The organism is Halonotius terrestris, from assembly GCF_006861665.1.
In the GTDB taxonomy this organism is placed as follows: domain Archaea; phylum Halobacteriota; class Halobacteria; order Halobacteriales; family Haloferacaceae; genus Halonotius; species Halonotius terrestris.
Genome location: NZ_RKLU01000002.1, coordinates 171105 through 191253, shown reverse-complemented (window position 1 = coordinate 191253; position 20149 = coordinate 171105). Strand labels below are relative to the sequence as shown.

Sequence of the window (20149 nt, the reverse complement as noted above, 5' to 3'; positions counted from 1 at the left end):
CAGCGATGGACAGTGAATAGGAACGATCACGCGGCCACGAACTCGTAGCCGTAGAGGTGATTCAACAGGACGTAGGTAACGACACCCAGCACCAGCGAGAGTATCCACGTGCTGGCGGCGACGCGACCGACTTTGCGGTGTGGCGTTTGGGTGCGCAACTCATCGGGGGTGTGGGTCACACCGAGGACGACCGCGTACAGCACCAGCGGCATCGCCAGAATCGATAGCAGGATGTGGATTGCGAGCATGAGCAGGTAGGCTGGATAGACCCACTCCCACAGCGGCACCCATGCGTAGGCCGATTCGAGCACGAACTCCTTGGTGCCGCCGCCGGCTACTTTCGGAAGGTACATGCTCAAGAATAACAGGATGAGCACGAACGCCGAGAGCATCGCGTGGGCGTGTTTGCTCACTTCGTCGTTGCGAATCCAGTACCACCCGGCAGCCAGCGACGTGGCCGCAAGGGTGTTGACGACCGCGATAGCGTGCGCGAGGAGATTGACCTGTCCCAGAGTCAGTTCTGGAAACAGGGCCTGTACCGAGGGAACGGCGAACACGCCGACGACCGCCGCGTAACCAACCACGGCTAGCAAGAGCGTCGTCGCGCGTGGATGATCACGAACCCAGCCACCGACCAGCGGAGTCTCCATACAGGGTGTTGGAACGTGCCGCTAATGTGGGTTTCGACTCGGTGTGAGCAGGGGCGCGGCAGCGCGAGCGGCGAGACAGCGTTGAACCCTGTGGTGACGGCCTTACTCGCGGTCGATGACGCCGGTCACGGTCGCCGTCTCGACGGCTGCATCGAGGTCGACGCCGTTGCCGAGGATCGTATAGCGATCCCGGATCTCGTGAGCCGTCGTTAGTGCCTCCAGTACTTCGTCGTCGCTGACGCCCAGTTCTGCGGCCGTCGTCGGCGCGTCGATGCTGTCGAGAGCCTGCCGGATCGCCCGCCAGCGGCCGGCGTCGCCGCTGTGGAGGTACTCAGTCAGGATCGAGCCGACGCCGACCTGNTGGCCGTGNAGNGCNNNNTNCGGCGCGATGCGGTCGAGNTGGTGGNNNANNAGGTGTTCCGCGCCCGAGGCNGGNCGNGANGAGCCNGCGATCGACATNGCGACGCCNGAGGAGACGAGTGCTTTGACCACGATCCATGCTGACTCTTCGAGGTTCGGGCGGATCGAGGCGGCGTTGTCGACCAACATCTCGGCGGTCATCTCCGAGAGCGCGGCCGCATACTCGGAGTACTCGACGTTTTTGAGTCGGTGGGCGAGCCGCCAGTCCTGGACGGCGGTGTAGTTCGAGATGATGTCCGCGCAGCCGGCGGTCGTCAACTTCCATGGAGACCGAGCGATGAGTTCGGTGTCGGCGACGACTGCCAGCGGCGGGTCCGCGGCGATAGAGTGGCGGCTGTCGCCCTCNGGGANNGANNNNCGGCCNGAGACGATGCCGTCGTGGCTNGCNGCNGTNGGNACNGAGACGAACCCNNNGTCGANNTCGTCGGCNGCCATCTTNGCGATGTCGATGGCNTTCCCGCCGCCGAGGGCGATCAGGTAGCCGGCGTCAGCATCGCGGGCGATCTCGACGACGTGCTCGATGGAGTCGAAGCTCGCCGACTCGACGACGACGGTGGAGGGATCGCCGAGCTGGTCGCGCAGCCGGTCGCCCGCGATCTCGTTGGGCGTCGGGCTGGTGACGACGAGCGGGTCGCCGTGGAGATGGAGGTCAGCGACAGCCTGGCCGAGCTCGTCGAGCACGCCGTGGCCGACGACGACGTTGCGCGGGAGCTTGATCCAGGTCGATTTGTCGAACATACTCGGGTCATCGGCGGCCCGGCATGAAACCGTTTGGTGTCCCAACAGGGGCGGCCCCAGCTTATTACCCCGCTGAGAGTGAACCCTTGACAATGAGTACCGAACCGACCGGCACCAACATCGAGGGCGAGGCACCCGACGCCGAGCCGGTCGTCGAGACCGACGAGGCGACGATCACGGCGGACGCCGAACTCGAACGAACGCTCGGCCTCTCGGGTGGGTTGGCCATCGGGATCGGCACGATGATCGGCGCGGGCATCTTCGTNTTTCCNGGNCTNGCNGNCGNNNANGNCGGGNNNGCGGCNACGCTCTCTTTTGCGATCGGCGGCGTGATCGCGCTGCTGGTCGCGCTGCCGACCTCGGAGCTCGCGACCGCGATGCCNNNNAGCGGCGGNGGCTACTANTTNATNTCNCGNGGCCTGGGAACGCTCGCCGGGACGATCATCGGCCTCTCGCTGTGGATCGGCCTCGTGTTTGCGACCGCGTTCTATCTGGTCGGCCTGGGGTTTTACGCGCTGGATGGGCTCGCCCTGCTCGGGATCACCGTCGGCCCGAGTCCGGGGCTGATCGTTTCCGGTATCGCTGTCGTCGCCGGGATCGGGTTCACCGTGCTGAACGTGACCGGCACCGAAAACGCGGCCAAACTCCAAAACGGGATCGTCGCGCTGTTGCTCTCGATGCTGGTCGCGTTTCTCGCCTTCGGGATGGCCGACGCCCTCGGGTTCGTCGATGCCGGCACGCCACCGGGTGAGGCGCGAAACGTCTGGGCGGTTGGCCCGATCATGTCGGTGGCCGCCCTCGTGTTCACGTCGTATCTCGGCTTCGCGCAGGTCGCCACGGTCGCCGGGGAGATGAAATCACCCGGCCGGAACCTCCCGCTGGCGATGATCGGCTCGGTACTGATCGTCATGGCGATGTACGTGTTGACGATCTTCGTGGCGACGAGCGTCTTCACGCAGGCCGCCTTGGCCGAGGCCGGCGAGACCGCGATGGTCGATATCGGTCGCGCGCTGCTCGGGCGGCCGGGCGCGCTCGTGATAATCATCGGCGGCCTGTTGGCGACGATGTCGTCGGCCAACGCCTCGATCCTCAGTACCTCGCGGGCCATCTACGGCGTCTCGAAGGACGCCCTGCTCCCAGGGTGGGCGAGTCGAATCAACCTCAAATATGGGACGCCGCACGTCGCCCTCGGGCTGGCCGGCGGCCCCGTGATCGTCCTGGCGGCGACTCGGCAGGTGCAACTGCTCGCCGAGGTCGCCTCGTTTCTGCATCTGATCATGTACGGCTTGATGTGTGTCGCGCTGATCGCCATCCGCCGCGACAGGCCCGAGTGGTACGATCCGGATTTCGTCGTTCCGGGTGGCCCGGTGATCCCGGCAGTCGGCGCGGTGGCGAGTTTCGGCCTGATCGCCTTCATGAACCCGCTGTCCATCGGCGTCGGGATCGCCGTTATCGCCGCGACGGCCGGGTGGTACTTCTATTACGCCCGCGACATACGTCTCAAGGGAGCCCTCTAATGAGCCGCGTCCTCGTCCCCGTCGAAGTCCTCGCGGGAAAGACGGTCGCACCGGGACTGATGAGCCTGCTGGGCACGATGGACGTGACCGTCCTCGGCTACCACGTCCTGCCCGAACAGACGCCGCCGGACCAGGCTCGCCACCAGTACGAGGAGCGGGCGACCGCCGCCCTTGAAGACCTCAGCGAGGAGTTCCGGACGGCCGGCGGCGCGGCCGATCACCGACTCGTGTTCACGCACGACCGCGAACAGACGGTGACGCGGGTGGCCGACGAAATCGACGCCAATGCGTTTGCCATCTCCGGGATGACTGGCGATGTCGACGACCTGCTCGTCTCGCTGTCTGGCGATGTGAATATCGACCGGATCATCGAGTTCGTGATCGACCTGGTCGGCGACCGCGACATCGACGTGACGCTGCTGCTCGCGGGCGAGGCCGCCGAAGCGAGCGGCCATGGGCTGGCGGCCGCCGCGAGTCGCCTGCGTGAGGCCGGGATCGACACCGGCACGTCGACTGCGGCCGGCTCGCCGTTCGACTCGCTGATGGATGCGGTGCCAGGCCACGACGCGATCGTTATCGGCGAGTCGGCCCCGTCGCTGCGGTCGCTCGTCTTCGGCGATGACGCCGAACGCGTCGCTGCTGCTTCGGTCGGCCCGGTGTTGGTCGTTCGACGAGATGACGAGCCCGAGAGTACCGAGCCGTAGCAGTGGTAGGCTCCCCAAGCAACTTACTCACGCCGTGGCCGACGACAACGTTGCGCGCAGCGACAGTGCTGTTGCTGACCGTCTGATTTTACTGTGCAGATGAACGAGAGACACCTATGGTGGACCCATCCGAGTTAGAGCCCGGCGACACGATCGTCCGAACGAGAGAGCAGTACGGCTCAGGCGGTGGCACGCGAGAGATTTCGCGTACGGTAGCCCGGATTACTGAAGAGGGGGTAAGCGTCCATCCCGAGGGCGAAAAATCCGAATCCACGACGTTGTCCCTCGAACAAGTTCGCAACAAATGGGACCTGTCAGAAGATCAGTTGTGACAAGAACACCAAAACGACTGGCTGCTGAGATTGTCGGTTGTCGCTCCCACTAACTGGCCCACCAAGGTAAAAGCGGATGCGGACGCGGTCATTCTCGCGCCGACGCCAAAATCAGGCGACAGCCTCATCGACCGGCTCAACGCGGATCGACCGCGCAACCGACTCCGGCAGACTCTGCTCGTCGCCGGCGGCGGTTTCGACGGTGATCATGCCGAACGGCGCGATGGCGGTCAGTTCGAGTTCCGTGCCGGGCGTGATACCGGTTTCTTCGAGATACGTGAGCTCTTCCTCGTCGCGGTCGCTGACGCGACTGACGACGACATGGTCGCCAGCCTCGAACTCGGTGAGCCGGACAGCATCGTCGCCCTCGATCGGGTCGAGCTCGACACCGGGAATCGGGTCGCCGTGAGGGTCGACAGTTGGGTTATCAAGGGCTTCAGCGACGCGGCGTTCGAACTCCTCGGAGATGTGGTGTTCTAAGGCGTCGGCTTCCTCGTGGACTTCACTCCAGTCGTAGTCGAGATGTTCGGTGAGATAGGTTTCCAGCAGACGGTGGTGGCGAATGACTTCTAAGGCGACGGTTTCGCCCTCCTCGGTCAGCTCGACACCTTTGTACTTCTCGTGGTCGATGAGGTCGTTTTCGGCCAGGGTACTCACCATGCTGGTGACCGTCGGCGGAGTCTTGTCGAGGTACTCCGCGATCTCGGAGGTCGACACCGGCGGCCCGCTTTCGGTCTGAAGGACGTAAATCGCCTTCAGGTAGTCCTCCATGGTGTCGCTGAACATACAGGGCCTAGCAGTGTCGGCGGCAAATAGCTACCGGGAGGCAGTGCAGCGACGCAGCGCGCGGCGTCAGTTGAGGCCTTGGTTGTAGACGTCAAGCAGGTCGTCGGCAACGTCGTCCCACGTTCGCGGCTCGTACTGCGGTGGACCCTCGCGGGCGAGAGCTTCCTTGATGCCTTGGGCGATCGAATCCGAGTGGGTCGTCACCTCGATGAGACACCCATCCGGCAGCGTTTCGCGGACGCCGCTCGGCGTGGCGACGACCTGACAGCCGGCGTTGAGGGCTTCGGTGATCGTCAGGCCGAACGGTTCGGCCCGCGAGGGAGAAATGAAGACATCGGCGGCCTCGTAGTAGTCGCCGAGTTCAGATTCCGGAATGTAGCCGGCGAACTGCACGCGGTCCTCGATGCCGAGCAGTTCGGTGAACATCTTGAGATGGGGCGTCTGGTGGCCCGAGCCGCCGAGGACGAGTGTCGCATCCGTCTCGCCGAGCTTCCGCATCGCATACAGCAGGTGCGTGATGCCTTTCTGGTCGGTGTGGCGACCGACGAAAAACAGCATCGGGCCGTCGATCCCGAGTTCGCTTTTCACGTCGACGCCACTGGGTTCGACCGACGTGAAGCCATTATGGACGACATGAGAGTCCGCGCCGTAGAGCTCCAGTACGTCCTGGCGGACGATGTCGCTGACCGAGATCAACACGTCCGACTGGTCGGCGACACGCTGTTCGGTTTCGACCTCCCGCTCCGGCGGGTTGATGTTGCGGTCCGACGACAGCGAGTGGAACGACGACACCCACGTCGCGTCGGTTTCGCGTTTCGCGCGGAGGCCCGGCCCGTAGCCGAACCAGTCATTGGTGTGGGCAATATCAGCGTCCTCAGCGAGTTCGACGAACTTGTCACCCATTCGGCCGACGCGGGTGATGATGTCGCCCTCGCCGGTTTCGACGCTGTGGATGTTGTCGTAGTCATCCGGGGCGTACTCCGCGGGGAGCAACAGGTCCTGCTCGACGCCCTTCCGCTCGAAAGCGTGGAACACTTCGGCGACGTAGGTGTCGAGGCCGCCTGTGACGTTCGGTGGAAACCCCCAGCCAAGTGTGAGTACGCTTGGAGTCATATGCAATCAGTTCACCCACCACCACTTAGGGGTTAGCCCTGCGGCGGCCCTCGCAGATCGAGGGGGAGGTCGATGGACCGATATCTTGGGAAACCGACGGACCGATATCTTAAGGCAGCGGGCGGACACACCTCCCCTATGAGCCTTGAACGCAGCCACGACTGTCCCGAGTGTGGCACCGAACGGACCTTCTATCGCACCGCCAGCACGACGCTCCATCTCGGCGAGAAGACGAAGTGGGGCTGTCCGGAATGCGACTACGGCTTTGTCCTCATCAACGGGATCGACACCTCGACCGCCTGAGAAGCCCGCCACGTACCGACTCGTCGAGAAAAGCACTCGGTTTGCGCTGGCGGTCAATCAGGGGAGAGGCTTACAACCCCCGACGACGTTGTACGACTAACAGCCGCAATCATGGGGATAGGGTAGCATGGACGAGTCGCTCACACAGGCTCCGATCGGGGTGATCGAGACGACCGCCGCAGGCGAGATCACGGCCGTCAACGATGCCGCCGCGGAGCTGCTTGAGACGGAGCCCGCCGCCCTCCGCGAGACGGATATCCGCGAGAGCTTTCCGTACGCCGCGGCCGGCACACTGCGGGAAGCCTTCCGCGGCGACACCCCCACCGATACCGAGTTCGAGGAGTACTATCCCCGACTCGATCGGTGGTTCGCGGTCGACGTTGTCATCGACGACACGGTCCTGATCTACGTCCAAGATCGAACCGAGTACCACGAGACCGACCAGCGCGCCGACCGCTTGGAGCGACGCCTCGACCGCATCCAGCGGATCGAGACCCTGATCGCCACCGTCCTCCAGCGGGTGATCGGCGCGGCCGACCGACGCGAGGTCGCCCGGACGGTCTGTGCGCAGTTGGGTGGGACCGAAGGCTACGACTTCGTCTGGGTCGGCGATCGGGACTTCCGGAACGATCGGCTCCGCGTCGTCGATACCGCCGGCTCCGCTCCCGAGTTACGCGAGCACATCGACGACGCCCTCGGCGACTGTGATACCCTGCCCGGACAGCAGGCGGTCGAAACCGAGGCCACACAGCACGTCGAGGCCGTCGCCGACGACGCCGGACTCCCGCGGGCCGTCCGGCAGGCCGCCTTCGGCAGCGGCCTCCAGTCGTGTGTCGCCGTCCCGCTCACCCATCAGGGAACAGTCTACGGCGTGCTCTCGGTGTACGCCGGCCGGGAAGACGGCTTCAGCGACGGCGAGGTAGCGGGCTTGGAAACGCTGGGCCGTGTCGCCGGCTTTGCGATCCGTGCGATCCGCCAGGAGGAGCTGCTGGTCGCCGACACCGTCACCGAGATCACGCTGGAGATCCGCGACGAAACGCTGCCGCTCGTCACAGTCGCCCGCGAACTCGGCGTCGAATTCGACCTCGATGGCGCGGTCCCGCGCGGCGACGGCGCGGTCGTCTGCTACGTCAGACCGAGAGCCGCTACAGACACTGGCGGCCATGGGGAAACCACTGCCGAGCGCGTCGTCGATCCCGACACCATCGAGGCGGCTTTCGCTGACGATGACCGCGTCGAGGGCGTCTCGTGGGTGCGAACCGACGACGAGCCGCTGTTGCAGGTCACCGTCACCGGCGAGACCCCGGTCACAACGCTCGTCGGCTGGGGTGCGACGATCACGGACGCCACCTACACGGGATCGACGACGCGGCTCGTCGCCGAAACACCTCCCGACGAGAACGTCCGCCAACTGCTCGAAACCGTCGATGAGACGGTCGCCGAAACCGAGCTCATCGCCAAATCAGAGGCGACGCCGACCGCCGAACCCGCAGCGTTCCGCGACCGCGTGAGCGAGCGGCTGACCGACCGCCAAGAGACCGTCCTCCGGACGGCGTTCCTCGCGGAGTACTTCGATTCGCCACGCGGCAGCACCGCCGAGGAAGTGGCCGACGCACTCGGGATTACGGGCCCGACAGTGCTGTATCACCTCCGGCGAGCCGAGCGGGAACTGATCGAGGCGTTCCTCTCAGCGGGCGCCGAGAGCGAAGAAACCGAGCCGGCAGCAGGCGACGACAGCCCCGACGTGCCGGCCGACGACGACTGACGGTCAGTAGGGTTCGCGGTCGATGCCGGTGAACTCGTCTAACAGCGTGTCGGCGTCGGGCAGCAGGTCGCGGACGCGTGCCTCGGTTGTCGCAAGCCGGGTTTCGATCTCGGCCACCTGGTCGTCGGCGTCGTCCGTGTCCTCCGGTAGTTGCGTCTCGATGACTGCCCGCGTCGACTCCAGCCGAAAGTACTCGCCGAGCAGGTCGTAAGCGAGGACCTGACACTGCTGGTCGATCGCGGCATACAGGTCCTCGCGGTCGACCGGTTTCGAGAGGTAATCGTCGAACGGGAGATCGACCACGCCCAGATCCGGGTCGATGGCCGTCACCATGACCACCTGTGTCCGGATCCCTTGCTCGCGGATCTTTTCGAGGACGTCGTCGCCGGAGAGCCCCGGCATGTGGCGATCCAGCAGAACGACATCCGGCGGCCGACCCTCGGTAATGAGATCAAGTGCCTCACGCCCGTCGTAGGCGACGCTCACCGCGGCGACGTCCTGCAGGCGAAGCGCGTAGGCGTCGGCGACCTTCTTTTCGTCGTCAACGACGACCACTCGCGGCTTCTCGGCACGCAAGCCCGTACCCATCTTGTCGGTGATTACACCGCCCCCCTACTAATATGTCGGTACAGACAGTCGGGATCAAGACAGCGCGCGAACTGCGGTCGAAGACAGCCGAAGACAGTCGAACTCGGTCAGTAAACGCGGAGTCTTAATAACTAGAGTGTGGTTTCGGCGCGAATGCGAGATACTAGTGGGATGGTATAGCGGCATTGATGAAAAAGAAGAGAGCAAGATGGGTACGTCAGAGGGTTCCCACGGCAGCAGGGTCGAACCACCCGGTGGCACCGAACCGAACGGAATCGCGGTCAACACGGCCGAGGCCTTGGATCTCCTGAGCGACGAATACGCTCGGCAGTTACTCTACGCACTCGGCGTCAAACCGCGTTCGGCGAGTGCCCTCGCCGAACGGGTCGACGCCTCCAGAGCGACCGTCTACCGTCGCCTCGACGACCTCGAAGCGGCGGACCTCATCGAGAGCCGGGTCGCGATCGACGGCGACGGCCACCACCGAAAGCGGTTCCACGTCGCCATCGAAGCCCTCCACCTGCGGTTCGGCGACGACGACATCGAGATCACGCCCGCTGCGGCCAGCCCGGCAACGACAGCCACGGCCGGCAACGAAATCGACACGGCAGCCCTCCTGTCCGTACTGGGCGACGAGTACACGCGAGCAGTGCTGACCGCGATGGAGCAGACGGCGATGCCGGCTCGGGGGATCGCCGACCGGGCCGACGTCTCGCGGCCGACCGTCTACCGCCGACTGAACCGACTCACGGAGGTCGGACTCGTCGAAACCGTGACCACGGCTCAGTCGAACGGCCAAGACCGACAGGCCTACCGCGTCGCCCTCGACGCCGTTGCCTGCTCGCTCATCGACGGGTCGACGATCGATGCTGCAGCGATGGACGCTGCGGACACCGAGACCGCGGAACCGGACACCGCAGAGCCCGAATCGAACGAGCGGACAGAGTCGCCGGACGCGGGCGACGATCGCCCGACAGTATCGGCATAATCGCGGCGGCCAGCGGCGATTCTTCTGCGAAATCAAACCAGTAGGAAGAATACCGTCGTCGACCACGACCCGTCGTTTACGCTGCGGTATGAGTCTATTCGTCGTCCGGAATCGGATCGCTGTCGCCGTAGCGGTGGCCGTTGCCCGCGTCGTCCGGCTCGTAGGCGTCCTGCTCGCCGTAGGTGTGTGGTTCGGGATCGACGTCCTCGGCGGCCCAGCGGTCCTCGATTTCTGTATAGAGGCCGTCCGGTTCGACGGCTTCGTGATCCTCGAACGGCGTTGCGTCCTGCTGGCCGTACACATCGCCGGATTCGACTTCCTCCGGTTCGTCAGGCTCGTAGGCGATGCCGTCGCCGTACACCCGGGTCTCGCTTGAGGCTTCGGCCCCGGCACCGTCCGAGCCCGCTGTCAGCGGCGACTCCGCGGCGATACCGACGGTCGCAGCCACCGGCGTCTCGCCGGGGTCATCGACGGTCAGCACGGTCGGCTCGCCATCGTCGACCGCGACGGTGACGTGTGGCTCCGAAAGCCACGCGTCGAGGGATTCCTCGAAATCACCGGCATACGAGTAGGCCGTTTCGACGTGGGCCTCACCCTGCAGCGTCGTCGAGAAGACGAGTTCCTCCGAGCGCGCGTCCCAGCCGTCGCCTTCGAACTCGATCAGCGTGCCGTCAACGCCGTCGGGTAGCGACTCCGTGAGCGTGAGCGTCCGCGGCTCCTCGCCCCAGTGTTCGATAGCGAAAACGATTGCCGGCGACGGGTACACCGACTCGTGGTAGGCCTTCTGTACCGTCACGCCCGCCCCCGAGTAGACGATAGGTTCTGAGCTTGCCATGAGTTGTCGTGGGTTCGGTGCCGAGTACCGACCCATCGGTTATTTAGTTTATCCTTTCCGCGTGTCTCGCCGCTGCTCGGAGCAGAATCAGCCAAGAAACCGCCGTGGGGGGAGTGGCGGTAAAGGGGGGGGTACTCGGGCTAGGGGGACCGATCAGGGGTGGAGGACCGAACCGGAGTGGTGGTGGCCGGTATGGGACACAACCTGTCCCCGACAGTGACTACAGGAGGGGACATAAATACTCCCGGGGGCGTGTTGCAGAGCCAGAAACACCACGTGTCGCCGCCGCTGGCTCACCAGTCGCTCGGACGATTTATGTATTGCAGGCCCATAGCAACGACAGTGATTTCGGCTGGCGTGGTGGCGACACGACGCGTCGACAGCGGGCGTCTCGGGTCGCATGATAGTCGATGGGGCAGACAGCGAGAGGACCACCGATGAGCCTCCGTGAGCGACTCGGCGGGCTGTTCAAGAGTCAATCCGAACTTGATCTCACCAGCGGCCCGATCCCGCAGTCGCTGTTCTATCTCTCGGTGCCGATCGTCATCACCAACATGCTGCAGGTCGCCTACAACCTCGCCGACACCTTCTGGCTGGGGCGATACAGCACCGACGCCTTGGCGGCGATCAGCCTCGGCTTCCCGCTGGTCTATCTGTTCATTTCGTTGGGTCTCGGCCTCACCGTCGCCGGCAGCGTGTTGGTCGCCCAACACACCGGCGCGGAACAGCCCGCCGAAGCGGAGTACGCCGCCTCCCAGACCGTCGTTTTCACGCTGCTGGCCGGGCTGTTCCTCGGCATCCTCGGGTTCAACTTCGTGGAGTCGTTGCTACAAGTCTTCGGCGCGGAGCCGGTCGTCCTCGGCTTAGCCACCGACTACATGGAGATCATCAGCCTCGGGTTGCCGTTCCTCTTCGGGTTCACCGTCTTCATCGCGCTGATGCGCGGGGCCGGCGACACGGTGACGCCGATGCTCGTGATGTTCGGGACCGTCGTCCTCAACGTCGCCCTCGACCCCGTGTTGATCTTCGGCTGGGGACCCGTCCCTGAACTCGGCGTCGAGGGCGCGGCCGTCGCTACGGTCATCTCGCGTGGGTCGGCGATGGTTGTCGGCCTCTGGCTCATGGTTCGCGGCCGACACGGGATTCAGATCCACCTCCGAGAGATGTGGCCGGATCTCGAATACAGCAAGAAGCTCTTGCGGATCGGCGGGCCGGCATCGCTGGAAAACACCGGCCGAGCCATCTCGGTCAACCTCGTCTTAGTCATCGTCACGCTGTTTGCGACGCCGGTCGTCGCCGCTTTCGGCGTCGGTCTCCGCGTGTTTTCCATGGTGTTCATGCCCGCCATCGCTATCGACCGCGGCGTCGAGGCGATGACTGGCCAAAATATCGGCGCGGGCAAACTGGATCGCGTGTCGACGACCAACCGCTTCGCCGCCGTCTCCTCGTTCCTGTTGTTGTCGCTGCTCGGCGTCGTGACGTTCGCCTTCGCCCCGGAGATCATCCGCGTCTTCGATGACTCGCCGGCCGTCGTCGCTGAGGGTGCGCGGTTCCTTCGGTGGATCGCGCCGACGTTCGGCTTCGTCGGCATCCTGCGGGCCTACAGCGGTGGGTTCCGCGGCGCGGGCAAGACACTGACCGCTGCGACGATCGCGGTCGTCCTGTTCGGCTTCATCCGCCTGCCGATCGCCTACGTCGCCTCTCAAGGCCTCGTTCCGATCGACCGCTGGATCTTCGCGTCGCCGACGCCGGAGGGAATCTGGTTCGCCTTCGCCGTCTCCGGTGTGATCGCCGCCGTCGTCGCCGCGGTGTGGTTCGAGCGCGGAACGTGGCGCGACGGCGATCTGACCGGCGGGTCGGCAACCGACGAAGGGCCGACGACTGAGGCCGAGCCGAGCCCGACCGCGAGCGACGATTGAAACAAGAAAGAGAAGCGGACGGCAGCGCGGTTCGGGCTATCGAAGGAGCGGTAGTCGACTGCTACCGGATCCAGCGGCATCGATGGGGCCCTTACTCGGCGATAGCGACTGGTTCGGCTTGCTGTGGGAGGCCGTGGGCTCGAGTCCGGTGACGCGCCAGGCCTCGCCTCGGCTCTCGACCCGCTGGAGGCAAACGCGAACCGTCGTCCCGCGGTTGCGACGCGCCAAGGTCGCCTGAATTCGGGGTGAGTCGTACTCGACCACGTGGAACGTCCGGCAGCCGCTGACCGCTGCCAGCATCAGCGCGCCGTGGCTATTCATCGGCCGTTTGATCGTGCAGGTGACTACCTGAAGCTGTGCTGACGACATAAATCTGTAATGATCGTACATGTATAAAGCGGTTCGGAGGCCGAAGGGAATGCGGTCACGAGGCCGGAACCGAGCGGTCGATTCCGTGCGCAGGAGTAGCAGTATGTGGTCCCTAAACGGTATCCCTATACTCGCTCATCACCGAGCGAACGCATGGATCTGTTTGGGCGCGACGAGCCCGCCGACGGGATCGCGCTGTTCGTTGACGGGCCGAACATGCTGCGCGACGAGTTCGACGTCGATCTCGACGATATCCGCGAGGCAACCGCCGCAACCGACCGACTGGCGACCGCCCGGCTCTACGTGGATGAACACGCAACACCGGGGTTGATTCAGGCCGCCGAAGCCCGCGGCTTCGAGGTCATCGTCACCAGCGGCGACGTCGATGTGAAACTCGCGGTTGACGCGACTCGGTTTGCGACCGAAGGTCGGGCGGCGACGCTGGCGATCGCCTCCCGCGATACGGATTTCAAACCGGTGTTGGAAGTCGCCAACAGCGTCGGCCTCCGAACGCTGGCGATCGCACCCGGCAGCCACGGCCGGTCAGACGCGCTGCGGAACGCGGCGACTGACAGTATCACGCTTGACGAGGTCGAGGACGACGAGAGCGACGAGTAACGGGAAGTGCGAGAAACAGAGCGCCGGTGACGACTTAGACCGGCTGCCCGAAAGCGTACATCGTCTGGTGGTCCGTGACTTCGACCGTCGTAAAGTCGCCGGGCTGGAGGTCGTACTCGCTGGCCTTCTGGACGATGATCTGCCGGTAGGCACCGTCGCGGCACTTCACCGAATCGCCCGTTCCCTCCTCGACAACGAGCACGTCTTGGGTCGTCCCGACCATGTTCTCGTGGACCTCACCGACGATCTCGCGTTTCGCGGCCGACATCTCCTTGGAGCGNTCCTTCTTNNTCNNCCCGCCGAGNCCCTTCATGTCGGCGGCGTCCGTCCCCGGTCGCTTCGAGAAGCGGGTGACGTTGATCTTCTCCGGGCGCACCTCGCGCAGCAGCTCCATCGACCGCTCGTGGTCCGCGTCCGTCTCCGTCGGGAAGCCGACGATGAANTCCGTCGANAGCGTCCAGTNNTCNAGNCGGTCGTCGAAGGCGGCGACTACCTCGCGGAACTTGTCGACGCGGTGTTGCCGGCGCATCTCCTCCAGTACGTCGTCACTCCCGGACTGGACCGGAGCGTGAATGAAGTTGTAGAGCTTCTCGTGGCGGGCGAAGACATCGGCCAACTCCTCGTGAATCCCGTGAATCCCGCCGGGGTTGGCCATCCCTACTCTGACTCTGAACTCGCCGTCGATCTCGGTGCAGATNCGNTCNAGNAGNTCNGGGAGCTTNCGNTCGNCNTCGTCCCAGCCGTAGACGCCGGTGTCCTGGCCGGTCACGCGGAGCTCCTTCGCGCCGGCGTGGACGAGCGCCTCGGCCTTGCGGACGTTCTCCTCGATCGGCGGCGAGTCGATGCGGCCGGTGGCGAACTTCGTGATGCAGTACGAGCAGTTCGACATGCAGCCGCGGGCGATGGGGAGGATNCCGATNNNACCNTCNAGNACNGGCTCGGTGTCGGGCGTGACCGTCGGGCACTCGCCGTTGAGGACGGCGTCGGGTACCTCGTCCCAGTGGAGGATTTGGGCGTCGATGCCGGCGTCCTCGAACTCTTCGCCTTGGGCGAGGGCCATACAGCCGGTGACGATGAGGTCCGCGGTCTGCTCTTGGAGCTCTTCTGCCCGGCGGAGCATGTTTCGCTCGGTCTTTTCGACGACCGTACAGCTGTTGAGGATCGCCACGTCGGCGGCTTCGGGACCATCGACGGGGTGGTGGCCGCCCTCGCGGAGGGCCTGCTCGATCCGCTGGCTCTCGCCGCGGTTCGACGTACACCCGTACGTCTCGATATGGTAGGTGGCCATCCAGTTATCGCCTCTTGCTGTCGGGTGAGCAAAAGGCCGACGCTTCGGTTCGGGTGAGTCGGCCGACTGACCAGCGGCACTCCTGGCGGACTGAAAGGGCGAGACGCGCGTGGCGGCTTCGCCGCCACGTTTGCGGCGGTCGGCTCCGCCGACCGCCCGCTCGACGAACCCCGGCGACGCAAGCACTACAGGAACGAGCGGAGCGAGTGACGAAGCGCGCAGCGAGCCGCGGGAGTCGATAGCGTGGAGGGCTTTCTACGTCTGCTTCCCGCCCGAAACGACTCCTCTAAAGATCACCTCGTATAGCAGTCAAAGCATACTTACCCGCAGCCGGGCGATATATCGCCAATGAGTACGGACGCCGACGAGCAGCCGGGTGACGACCGCCGGAAATACGAGTTCAAGAAGGTCATCGAAGAACTCCAGGATTTCGAAGGCTCCGGCACCCAGCTCGTCACGATCTACATCCCTGATGACAAGCAGATCTCCTCTGTCGTCGAACACGTCGTCCAGGAACACTCCGAGGCGGCGAACATCAAGTCCAAACAGACCCGGACGAACGTCCAAGACGCGCTGACCTCGATCAAAGACCGCCTGCGCTACTACGACACCTACCCGCCGGAAAACGGGATCGTCATCTTCTCCGGCGCGGTCGACTCCGGCGGCGGCCAGACTGACATGATTACGCGCGTCCTCGAATCGCCCTCCGAGCCGATCCAGTCATTCCGGTATCACTGCGANTCGGCGTTNCTNACCGAGCCGCTGGAGCACATGCTCGCGGACAAGGGGCTCTTCGGGCTCATCGTCCTCGACCGCCGGGAGGCGAACGTCGGCTGGCTGAAGGGGAAACGCGTCGAACCCGTCAAGTCGGCCTCCTCGCTCGTCCCGGGCAAGCAGCGGAAGGGGGGACAGTCGGCACAGCGGTTCGCGCGTCTCCGGCTCGAGGCCATCGACAACTTCTATCAGGAGGTCGCGGAGATGGCAAACGACCTGTTCGTCCCGAAGCGACACGAGCTCGACGGCGTGCTCGTCGGCGGCCCGTCGCCGACGAAAGACGAGTTCCTCGACGGGGACTACCTCCACCACGANCTGCAGGACANNGTNCTCGGGAANTTCGANGTCNCCTACACNGACGAATCCGGGCTCAACGACCTCGTTGACGCCGCCAGCGACGTGCTGGCCGACCAGGAGGTCGTCAAGGACAAAAAACAGATGGAGGAGTTCTTCGAGAACCTCCACGACGGCGACGAGGCGACCTACGGCTTCGAGCCGACGCGCCGGAACCTCGTGATGGGCTCGGTCGATCGGCTGCTCATCTCCGAAGACCTGCGGCAGGACGTGGCCATCTACGACTGCGACGGGACCGAGGAGTACGAACTGGTCGACCGCCGCCACGACACCCCCGATCACGAGTGTGACGACGGCGCGGAGGCGGAGGTCGTTGACCGCGAGGACGTNATCGACCACCTNATCGAGATCGCCGAACAGCGCGGCACNGANNNNAAGTTCATCTCCANNGACTTCGAGAAGGGCGAACANCTNNNNANCGCCTTCGGNGGCNTCGCCGGAATTCTGCGGTACTCGACCGGGGTCTAAGCTGCCGTCGGTGAGATGCCGACGCCGAAACGGCGAGTAGCGGCAGAAACGGCCCGGCCCGGTGGTAATTACTGCCACCCCACCCAAGAGGAAAGCGTGAGACGTTCATCGCGCGACCGACGGCTGTATCCGAACCGCGGGAGCGACAGCGACGGACGGGACGGCCTGTCCCGTCGGCATCTGCTGGCCAGCGGTGCCACCGCGGGCGCGGTCGCCGCCGCAGGCTGTGCCGGCGACGGCAGCAGCGGGACCAGCGACGGCGACGACACGGAAGACTCGGCGGAAAACGGCGGAGAGCCGACCGTCTTCGTGTTCAACACCGGCGACGGGACCGTGAGCCTGATCGATCCCGCGAGCAACGAGGTCGTTGGCTCCCGGGCGATCGACCTCTCCTCGTCGTTCCCGTCGAACCAGTATAGCCCTGATTTGACCGACCAGCCCGAGGACGCGCTGTGGCTCAACGTGGAGCAGGGAGTACGCGCGCTCACCGCCGGGACACTGGAGGAAGTCGCTCGCGTCGAAACCGGTTCGGGGGCGAACTGGCAAGAGCAAACACCCGACGGCAGCCACGTCGTCGTGAGCGCGCGGGAGCCGAGCCACACCAACTACCGGATCGACGCCAATCCCGACTCGGAAACGTTCGGCGAGGTGACAGGCGAACTCGATCGGACCGACGAGGGCGGCCGCGGCGGCAACGACGGCCCCGGGCCGTGCGATGTGACGATCCACCCCAACGGCGAGTACGCCTACGTGCCGGACCTCTTCGGCGAAACGCTGACCGTTCTCAGCGTCGACCCATTCGAGATCGAGACACAGATCGATGTCGAGGGCGTCGTCGGCGACGCGGCCGCGCCGTGGATGGCGACCATCGCGCCCGACGGCGAGACGATGCTGGTCGAACACAACGAGGGCGCGGAGGGCACCGAGAGCATCTGGGACGTGAGCGACCCCGCCAGCCCGACCGAGCGGACCCGGCTGACGACCGACGACGGCCTTGGCAGCGGCGCGCTCACCAGCGAGATCGGCCCCGACAGCGGGACGGGCTATGTGTTCACGCCCGGCAGCAACGACGTGAGCGTCATCGATCTCGTAGCGGGCACCGTCACCGACCGCCTCGATCTCGGCGGCTCGGCGTTCGTCGGGACGTGGAACCCGGCGAAAACGATGCTCTACGTCCCGGTGCAGACGAACGATAAGGTAGCGGTCATCGACCACGCCGCGGGCGAAATCGTCGAGCGAATCGACGTGGGCCCGAGTCCCTACGGCGCGACCGCCGCGACGGTACGGCCGCCGACAGATTCGACCTCAGCCGCGGCCGTCGCACTCGCGCGACTCGGGCTCGCAGCGTCGACGGCGGAAACGACGTACTGTATCGGGAAGTGTGCGTGTGGACACGAACTGTAAGGGAGGACGGAAAACACGGAGCGACGGGTATCATGGTCTCGGAAGCCGAAATCGAGCGGTTGCGCCGCGAGGCCGATACGATCATGACGCGGCACCAGCAGGTCGAAAACCGGCTCGAAGCCGCCCGCGAGGAATCCGGCGACCATTGGGACGACGGCGAACTCGACATGACGCTTGATTCACCGCAGGGCGAGCCGCTCGATATCACGCTCGACCTTCACGCCGATCCCGCGAGCAACGCCGAAACCCGCTACGAGCGCGCGAAGGACCTCGAAGCCGAACTCGAACGGAAACGCGAGATCGTCGGCCAACTGGCTCCGCTGCCGGCTGATCCGGTCGCCTACCTGCTCTGTTATCACCTCGACAGGGTCGAGGGCAATTATCCGCGCTCGATAGCAGGCCATCTTGACGCCGACCGCAGCCACGTCGAAGCACTCTGCGAGGAACTGATCGAGGCGGGCCTGCTGGAACGCGTCGAGTCCGGCACCGTCAAACAACGCCGCGTCAAGGCCAAGCAGGCCGACGAGGTCCGCCAGCATCACACATACTACCGACTCTCGCGGGAGGGTGACCACCTCCTGCGATTTCTCGGCGAGCGCGAGGGGCAGCTGAACGTCCTGCGCCACCTGCCTGACGGGCGACGACTGGTCCGCCGGCTCGACCGCGGCGGCCCCGACTACGCCCGCATGACCGCCGAGGAGCTGGGGATGGAGTTCGAGTACGTCCGCCATCTGTACCGCGCGCTGCGGCGGGTCGGCTTGGTGACCGAATACGAGGGCAGCACGATCAAAGCCAGCGAACGAAAACTGAAACCGAAAGACGAGACCCACCGCAAGCACACCTACTTTATCACGACGGATCGTGCCGAAACACTGCTTCGGGAACTCGACGAGGAGTAGACTACGCCGGACATGTTGGTTCAGCGAACAGTATGATCAGTCGTTGATATAGTTGGTCGAACGGAACACGAATCCGCTAGACAGGACCAGTGTTGACGATAAATTTAATATGCCGGTTTGAGTACACATAACTGCCCATCTGGTGTCTCGGTTCTCGGAGTTGAACATGGGCTACAACGCTCCGCACTGGATGGGTTTTTGCGATGGTGCGGGACGACCCTCGGAGAAAATCGCGTAGCGGCTCGCAGGCGACGCGCAAATATGCCCTCTCCTAACGGAACCGCACAGCCGGCACACCATTTTCTGTGTTGATAATTTGGTCCGTGGTTTTATTGGGATAGTCGGGCATGTTGTCAGTACAGCCTGTGAGCGTTGCCGGCTGACACAGGCACACCATGTTCAACACTGAGAACCGAGGCACCCTCGTTTCGTCTTGAAGTAATACAGCGACCCTTCTGCGGTAGTGCGTGACGATAGAGTGCGTACACGGCACGGTTGGATGGACGCAGGCGAAGGAATTGTGAAGAAAATGTTCGGGGAGCAGCGTTTTGAGTCGTCATTACCAATGGTACCGCATGACACGGACAGCCGTCATCGCAGGCGTCGGTCCGGGACTCGGCGAGTCGCTGGCCCGAACGTTCGCCGACAACGGGTGCAACGTCGCCCTCTTCGCCCGCTCAGCGGAGTACATCGAAGAACTCGCTGACGACCTACCGGCCGCCGGCGACGGGCTCGCCGTCCCGACGGACCTCACAGACATCGACGCGATCCGAGAAGGATTCGAGACGGTTCGAGCCGAGTTCGGCGCGGTCGACGTTCTCGTCAACCACGCCAGCGCGGCCGCATGGAAGGGGTTGACCGACATCACTATCGACGAGTTCGAGGAAGCGTGGGCAGTCAACGCCCGCGGCGCGTTGGTGTGCTCGAAGGAAGCCGTCAACGACATGCTGGGTGCCGGCGGCGGGACGATCATCTTCACCGGCGCGACCTCAGCGGTCCGTAGCCTCGGTGGCGCGGTCGGCTTCACGGCCGCGAAGTTTGCGGCCCGCGGGATGGCGATGGATATCGCCCAGGAGTTCGGCCCCGAGGGAGTCCACGTCGCCCACGTCGTCATCGACGGTCAGATCGACACACCGAGCGTCCGCGAGCGCGTGGACGACCGCGGCGATGACACACTCCTCGATCCCGACGAGATGGCCGAGACCTACTGGCACCTAGTCGAACAGGACGATGTCAGCACACAGCCGTTCGAAGTTCACATCACAAACGGACCACAGAACACGGAGTTCCTGTAACGCGGCTGCGGCGGGGACAAAA

General features: G+C 64.7%; 19 protein-coding genes and 1 pseudogene. 12 read left to right on the top strand and 8 right to left on the bottom strand.

Annotation, left to right across the window (positions count from 1 at the left end; all coding sequences use genetic code 11):
- Nucleotides 1-26 precede the first annotated feature (26 nt).
- Nucleotides 27-650 carry a DUF420 domain-containing protein gene (locus EGH24_RS04555; protein ID WP_142978986.1) on the bottom strand — a complete coding sequence of 208 codons (624 nt, stop codon included), beginning with the start codon at nucleotides 648-650 and terminating at the stop codon, nucleotides 27-29.
- A 102-nt stretch (nucleotides 651-752) separates the two neighbouring features.
- On the bottom strand, nucleotides 753-1808 hold the full coding sequence (locus EGH24_RS04550) for an NAD(P)-dependent glycerol-1-phosphate dehydrogenase (RefSeq protein ID WP_142978985.1): 1056 nt from the start codon (nucleotides 1806-1808) through the stop codon (nucleotides 753-755).
- Between the two features lie 92 nt (nucleotides 1809-1900).
- On the opposite strand from EGH24_RS04550, the pseudogene EGH24_RS04545 reads away from it, so the two are divergent.
- From EGH24_RS04545 to EGH24_RS04535, 3 genes and pseudogenes are all read left to right on the top strand, one after another.
- Nucleotides 1901-3325: pseudogene (locus EGH24_RS04545) on the top strand (APC family permease).
- Complete coding sequence (locus EGH24_RS04540; protein ID WP_142978984.1) at nucleotides 3325-4029, top strand: universal stress protein; 705 nt, start codon at nucleotides 3325-3327, stop codon at nucleotides 4027-4029. The pseudogene EGH24_RS04545 and the gene EGH24_RS04540 overlap by 1 nt, the downstream one beginning before the upstream one ends.
- 116 nt (nucleotides 4030-4145) lie before the next feature.
- Nucleotides 4146-4361: a hypothetical protein gene (locus EGH24_RS04535; RefSeq protein ID WP_142978983.1), complete on the top strand. Its 216-nt coding sequence runs from the start codon at nucleotides 4146-4148 to the stop codon at nucleotides 4359-4361.
- A gap of 111 nt (nucleotides 4362-4472) precedes the next feature.
- Here the strand turns inward: EGH24_RS04535 and EGH24_RS04530 are convergent, their stop codons facing one another.
- A complete protein-coding gene (locus tag EGH24_RS04530; RefSeq protein WP_142978982.1) occupies nucleotides 4473-5147 on the bottom strand; it encodes a metal-dependent transcriptional regulator in 675 nt (224 codons plus the stop codon).
- A gap of 66 nt (nucleotides 5148-5213) precedes the next feature.
- On the bottom strand, nucleotides 5214-6260 hold the full coding sequence (locus tag EGH24_RS04525) for a glycosyltransferase family 4 protein (RefSeq protein ID WP_142978981.1): 1047 nt from the start codon (nucleotides 6258-6260) through the stop codon (nucleotides 5214-5216).
- Between the two features lie 138 nt (nucleotides 6261-6398).
- Between EGH24_RS04525 and EGH24_RS15240 the strand changes: the two genes are divergently transcribed.
- A complete protein-coding gene (locus tag EGH24_RS15240) occupies nucleotides 6399-6563 on the top strand; it encodes a DUF7838 family putative zinc beta-ribbon protein (protein WP_185903233.1) in 165 nt (54 codons plus the stop codon).
- A gap of 127 nt (nucleotides 6564-6690) precedes the next feature.
- Nucleotides 6691-8328: a bacterio-opsin activator domain-containing protein gene (locus EGH24_RS04520; protein ID WP_142978980.1), complete on the top strand. Its 1638-nt coding sequence runs from the start codon at nucleotides 6691-6693 to the stop codon at nucleotides 8326-8328.
- Nucleotides 8329-8331: 3 nt separating this feature from the next.
- Here the strand turns inward: EGH24_RS04520 and EGH24_RS04515 are convergent, their stop codons facing one another.
- Nucleotides 8332-8916: a response regulator gene (locus EGH24_RS04515; protein WP_142978979.1), complete on the bottom strand. Its 585-nt coding sequence runs from the start codon at nucleotides 8914-8916 to the stop codon at nucleotides 8332-8334.
- Nucleotides 8917-9124: 208 nt separating this feature from the next.
- Between EGH24_RS04515 and EGH24_RS04510 the strand changes: the two genes are divergently transcribed.
- On the top strand, nucleotides 9125-9904 hold the full coding sequence (locus EGH24_RS04510) for a winged helix-turn-helix domain-containing protein (RefSeq protein ID WP_142978978.1): 780 nt from the start codon (nucleotides 9125-9127) through the stop codon (nucleotides 9902-9904).
- Between the two features lie 94 nt (nucleotides 9905-9998).
- On the opposite strand, the gene EGH24_RS04505 is transcribed toward EGH24_RS04510, so the two are convergent.
- Nucleotides 9999-10739, bottom strand: coding sequence for a hypothetical protein (locus tag EGH24_RS04505; RefSeq protein WP_142978977.1), 741 nt, complete (start codon nucleotides 10737-10739; stop codon nucleotides 9999-10001).
- 437 nt (nucleotides 10740-11176) lie between these two features.
- Between EGH24_RS04505 and EGH24_RS04500 the strand changes: the two genes are divergently transcribed.
- Nucleotides 11177-12658, top strand: coding sequence for an MATE family efflux transporter (locus EGH24_RS04500; RefSeq protein WP_142978976.1), 1482 nt, complete (start codon nucleotides 11177-11179; stop codon nucleotides 12656-12658).
- A 36-nt stretch (nucleotides 12659-12694) separates the two neighbouring features.
- Here the strand turns inward: EGH24_RS04500 and EGH24_RS04495 are convergent, their stop codons facing one another.
- The gene (locus EGH24_RS04495) at nucleotides 12695-13027 is read right to left on the bottom strand and encodes a hypothetical protein (RefSeq protein ID WP_142978975.1); all 333 of its coding nucleotides are present in this window, start codon (nucleotides 13025-13027) and stop codon (nucleotides 12695-12697) included.
- A gap of 153 nt (nucleotides 13028-13180) precedes the next feature.
- Between EGH24_RS04495 and EGH24_RS04490 the strand changes: the two genes are divergently transcribed.
- Nucleotides 13181-13645: an NYN domain-containing protein gene (locus EGH24_RS04490; RefSeq protein ID WP_142978974.1), complete on the top strand. Its 465-nt coding sequence runs from the start codon at nucleotides 13181-13183 to the stop codon at nucleotides 13643-13645.
- 34 nt (nucleotides 13646-13679) lie between these two features.
- Here EGH24_RS04490 and EGH24_RS04485 read toward each other — a convergent pair whose 3' ends face one another.
- Entirely contained in the window at nucleotides 13680-14933 is a 1254-nt protein-coding gene (locus EGH24_RS04485) for a tRNA (N(6)-L-threonylcarbamoyladenosine(37)-C(2))-methylthiotransferase (RefSeq protein ID WP_142978973.1), read from the bottom strand.
- A 348-nt stretch (nucleotides 14934-15281) separates the two neighbouring features.
- Here EGH24_RS04485 and prf1 point away from each other — a divergent pair, with 348 nt between their 5' ends.
- The 4 genes from prf1 (at nucleotide 15282) to EGH24_RS04465 (ending at nucleotide 20127) form a co-directional block, all read left to right on the top strand.
- A complete protein-coding gene (gene prf1 / locus EGH24_RS04480) occupies nucleotides 15282-16529 on the top strand; it encodes a peptide chain release factor aRF-1 (RefSeq protein ID WP_142978972.1) in 1248 nt (415 codons plus the stop codon).
- Between the two features lie 96 nt (nucleotides 16530-16625).
- Complete coding sequence (locus EGH24_RS04475; protein WP_142978971.1) at nucleotides 16626-17933, top strand: YncE family protein; 1308 nt, start codon at nucleotides 16626-16628, stop codon at nucleotides 17931-17933.
- 32 nt (nucleotides 17934-17965) lie between these two features.
- A complete protein-coding gene (locus EGH24_RS04470; protein WP_142978970.1) occupies nucleotides 17966-18832 on the top strand; it encodes a DUF2250 domain-containing protein in 867 nt (288 codons plus the stop codon).
- 575 nt (nucleotides 18833-19407) lie between these two features.
- Nucleotides 19408-20127 (top strand): SDR family NAD(P)-dependent oxidoreductase, encoded by a 720-nt coding sequence (locus EGH24_RS04465; protein WP_142978969.1) that lies wholly within the window; start codon nucleotides 19408-19410, stop codon nucleotides 20125-20127.
- The last annotated feature ends 22 nt before the right edge of the window (nucleotides 20128-20149 follow it).

What these genes read in the sequence shown, in the direction of transcription:
- EGH24_RS04555 (WP_142978986.1), bottom strand. Translation starts at nt 650, where the DNA reads ATGGAGACTCCGCTGGTCGGTGGCTGGGTTCGTGATCATCCACGCGCG.
- EGH24_RS04540 (WP_142978984.1), top strand. Translation starts at nt 3,325, where the DNA reads ATGAGCCGCGTCCTCGTCCCCGTCGAAGTCCTCGCGGGAAAGACGGTC.
- EGH24_RS04535 (WP_142978983.1), top strand. Translation starts at nt 4,146, where the DNA reads ATGGTGGACCCATCCGAGTTAGAGCCCGGCGACACGATCGTCCGAACG.
- EGH24_RS04530 (WP_142978982.1), bottom strand. Translation starts at nt 5,147, where the DNA reads ATGTTCAGCGACACCATGGAGGACTACCTGAAGGCGATTTACGTCCTT.
- EGH24_RS04525 (WP_142978981.1), bottom strand. Translation starts at nt 6,260, where the DNA reads ATGACTCCAAGCGTACTCACACTTGGCTGGGGGTTTCCACCGAACGTC.
- EGH24_RS15240 (WP_185903233.1), top strand. Translation starts at nt 6,399, where the DNA reads ATGAGCCTTGAACGCAGCCACGACTGTCCCGAGTGTGGCACCGAACGG.
- EGH24_RS04520 (WP_142978980.1), top strand. Translation starts at nt 6,691, where the DNA reads ATGGACGAGTCGCTCACACAGGCTCCGATCGGGGTGATCGAGACGACC.
- EGH24_RS04515 (WP_142978979.1), bottom strand. Translation starts at nt 8,916, where the DNA reads ATGGGTACGGGCTTGCGTGCCGAGAAGCCGCGAGTGGTCGTCGTTGAC.
- EGH24_RS04510 (WP_142978978.1), top strand. Translation starts at nt 9,125, where the DNA reads ATGGGTACGTCAGAGGGTTCCCACGGCAGCAGGGTCGAACCACCCGGT.
- EGH24_RS04505 (WP_142978977.1), bottom strand. Translation starts at nt 10,739, where the DNA reads ATGGCAAGCTCAGAACCTATCGTCTACTCGGGGGCGGGCGTGACGGTA.
- EGH24_RS04500 (WP_142978976.1), top strand. Translation starts at nt 11,177, where the DNA reads ATGAGCCTCCGTGAGCGACTCGGCGGGCTGTTCAAGAGTCAATCCGAA.
- EGH24_RS04495 (WP_142978975.1), bottom strand. Translation starts at nt 13,027, where the DNA reads ATGTCGTCAGCACAGCTTCAGGTAGTCACCTGCACGATCAAACGGCCG.
- EGH24_RS04490 (WP_142978974.1), top strand. Translation starts at nt 13,181, where the DNA reads ATGGATCTGTTTGGGCGCGACGAGCCCGCCGACGGGATCGCGCTGTTC.
- EGH24_RS04470 (WP_142978970.1), top strand. Translation starts at nt 17,966, where the DNA reads ATGGTCTCGGAAGCCGAAATCGAGCGGTTGCGCCGCGAGGCCGATACG.
- EGH24_RS04465 (WP_142978969.1), top strand. Translation starts at nt 19,408, where the DNA reads ATGACACGGACAGCCGTCATCGCAGGCGTCGGTCCGGGACTCGGCGAG.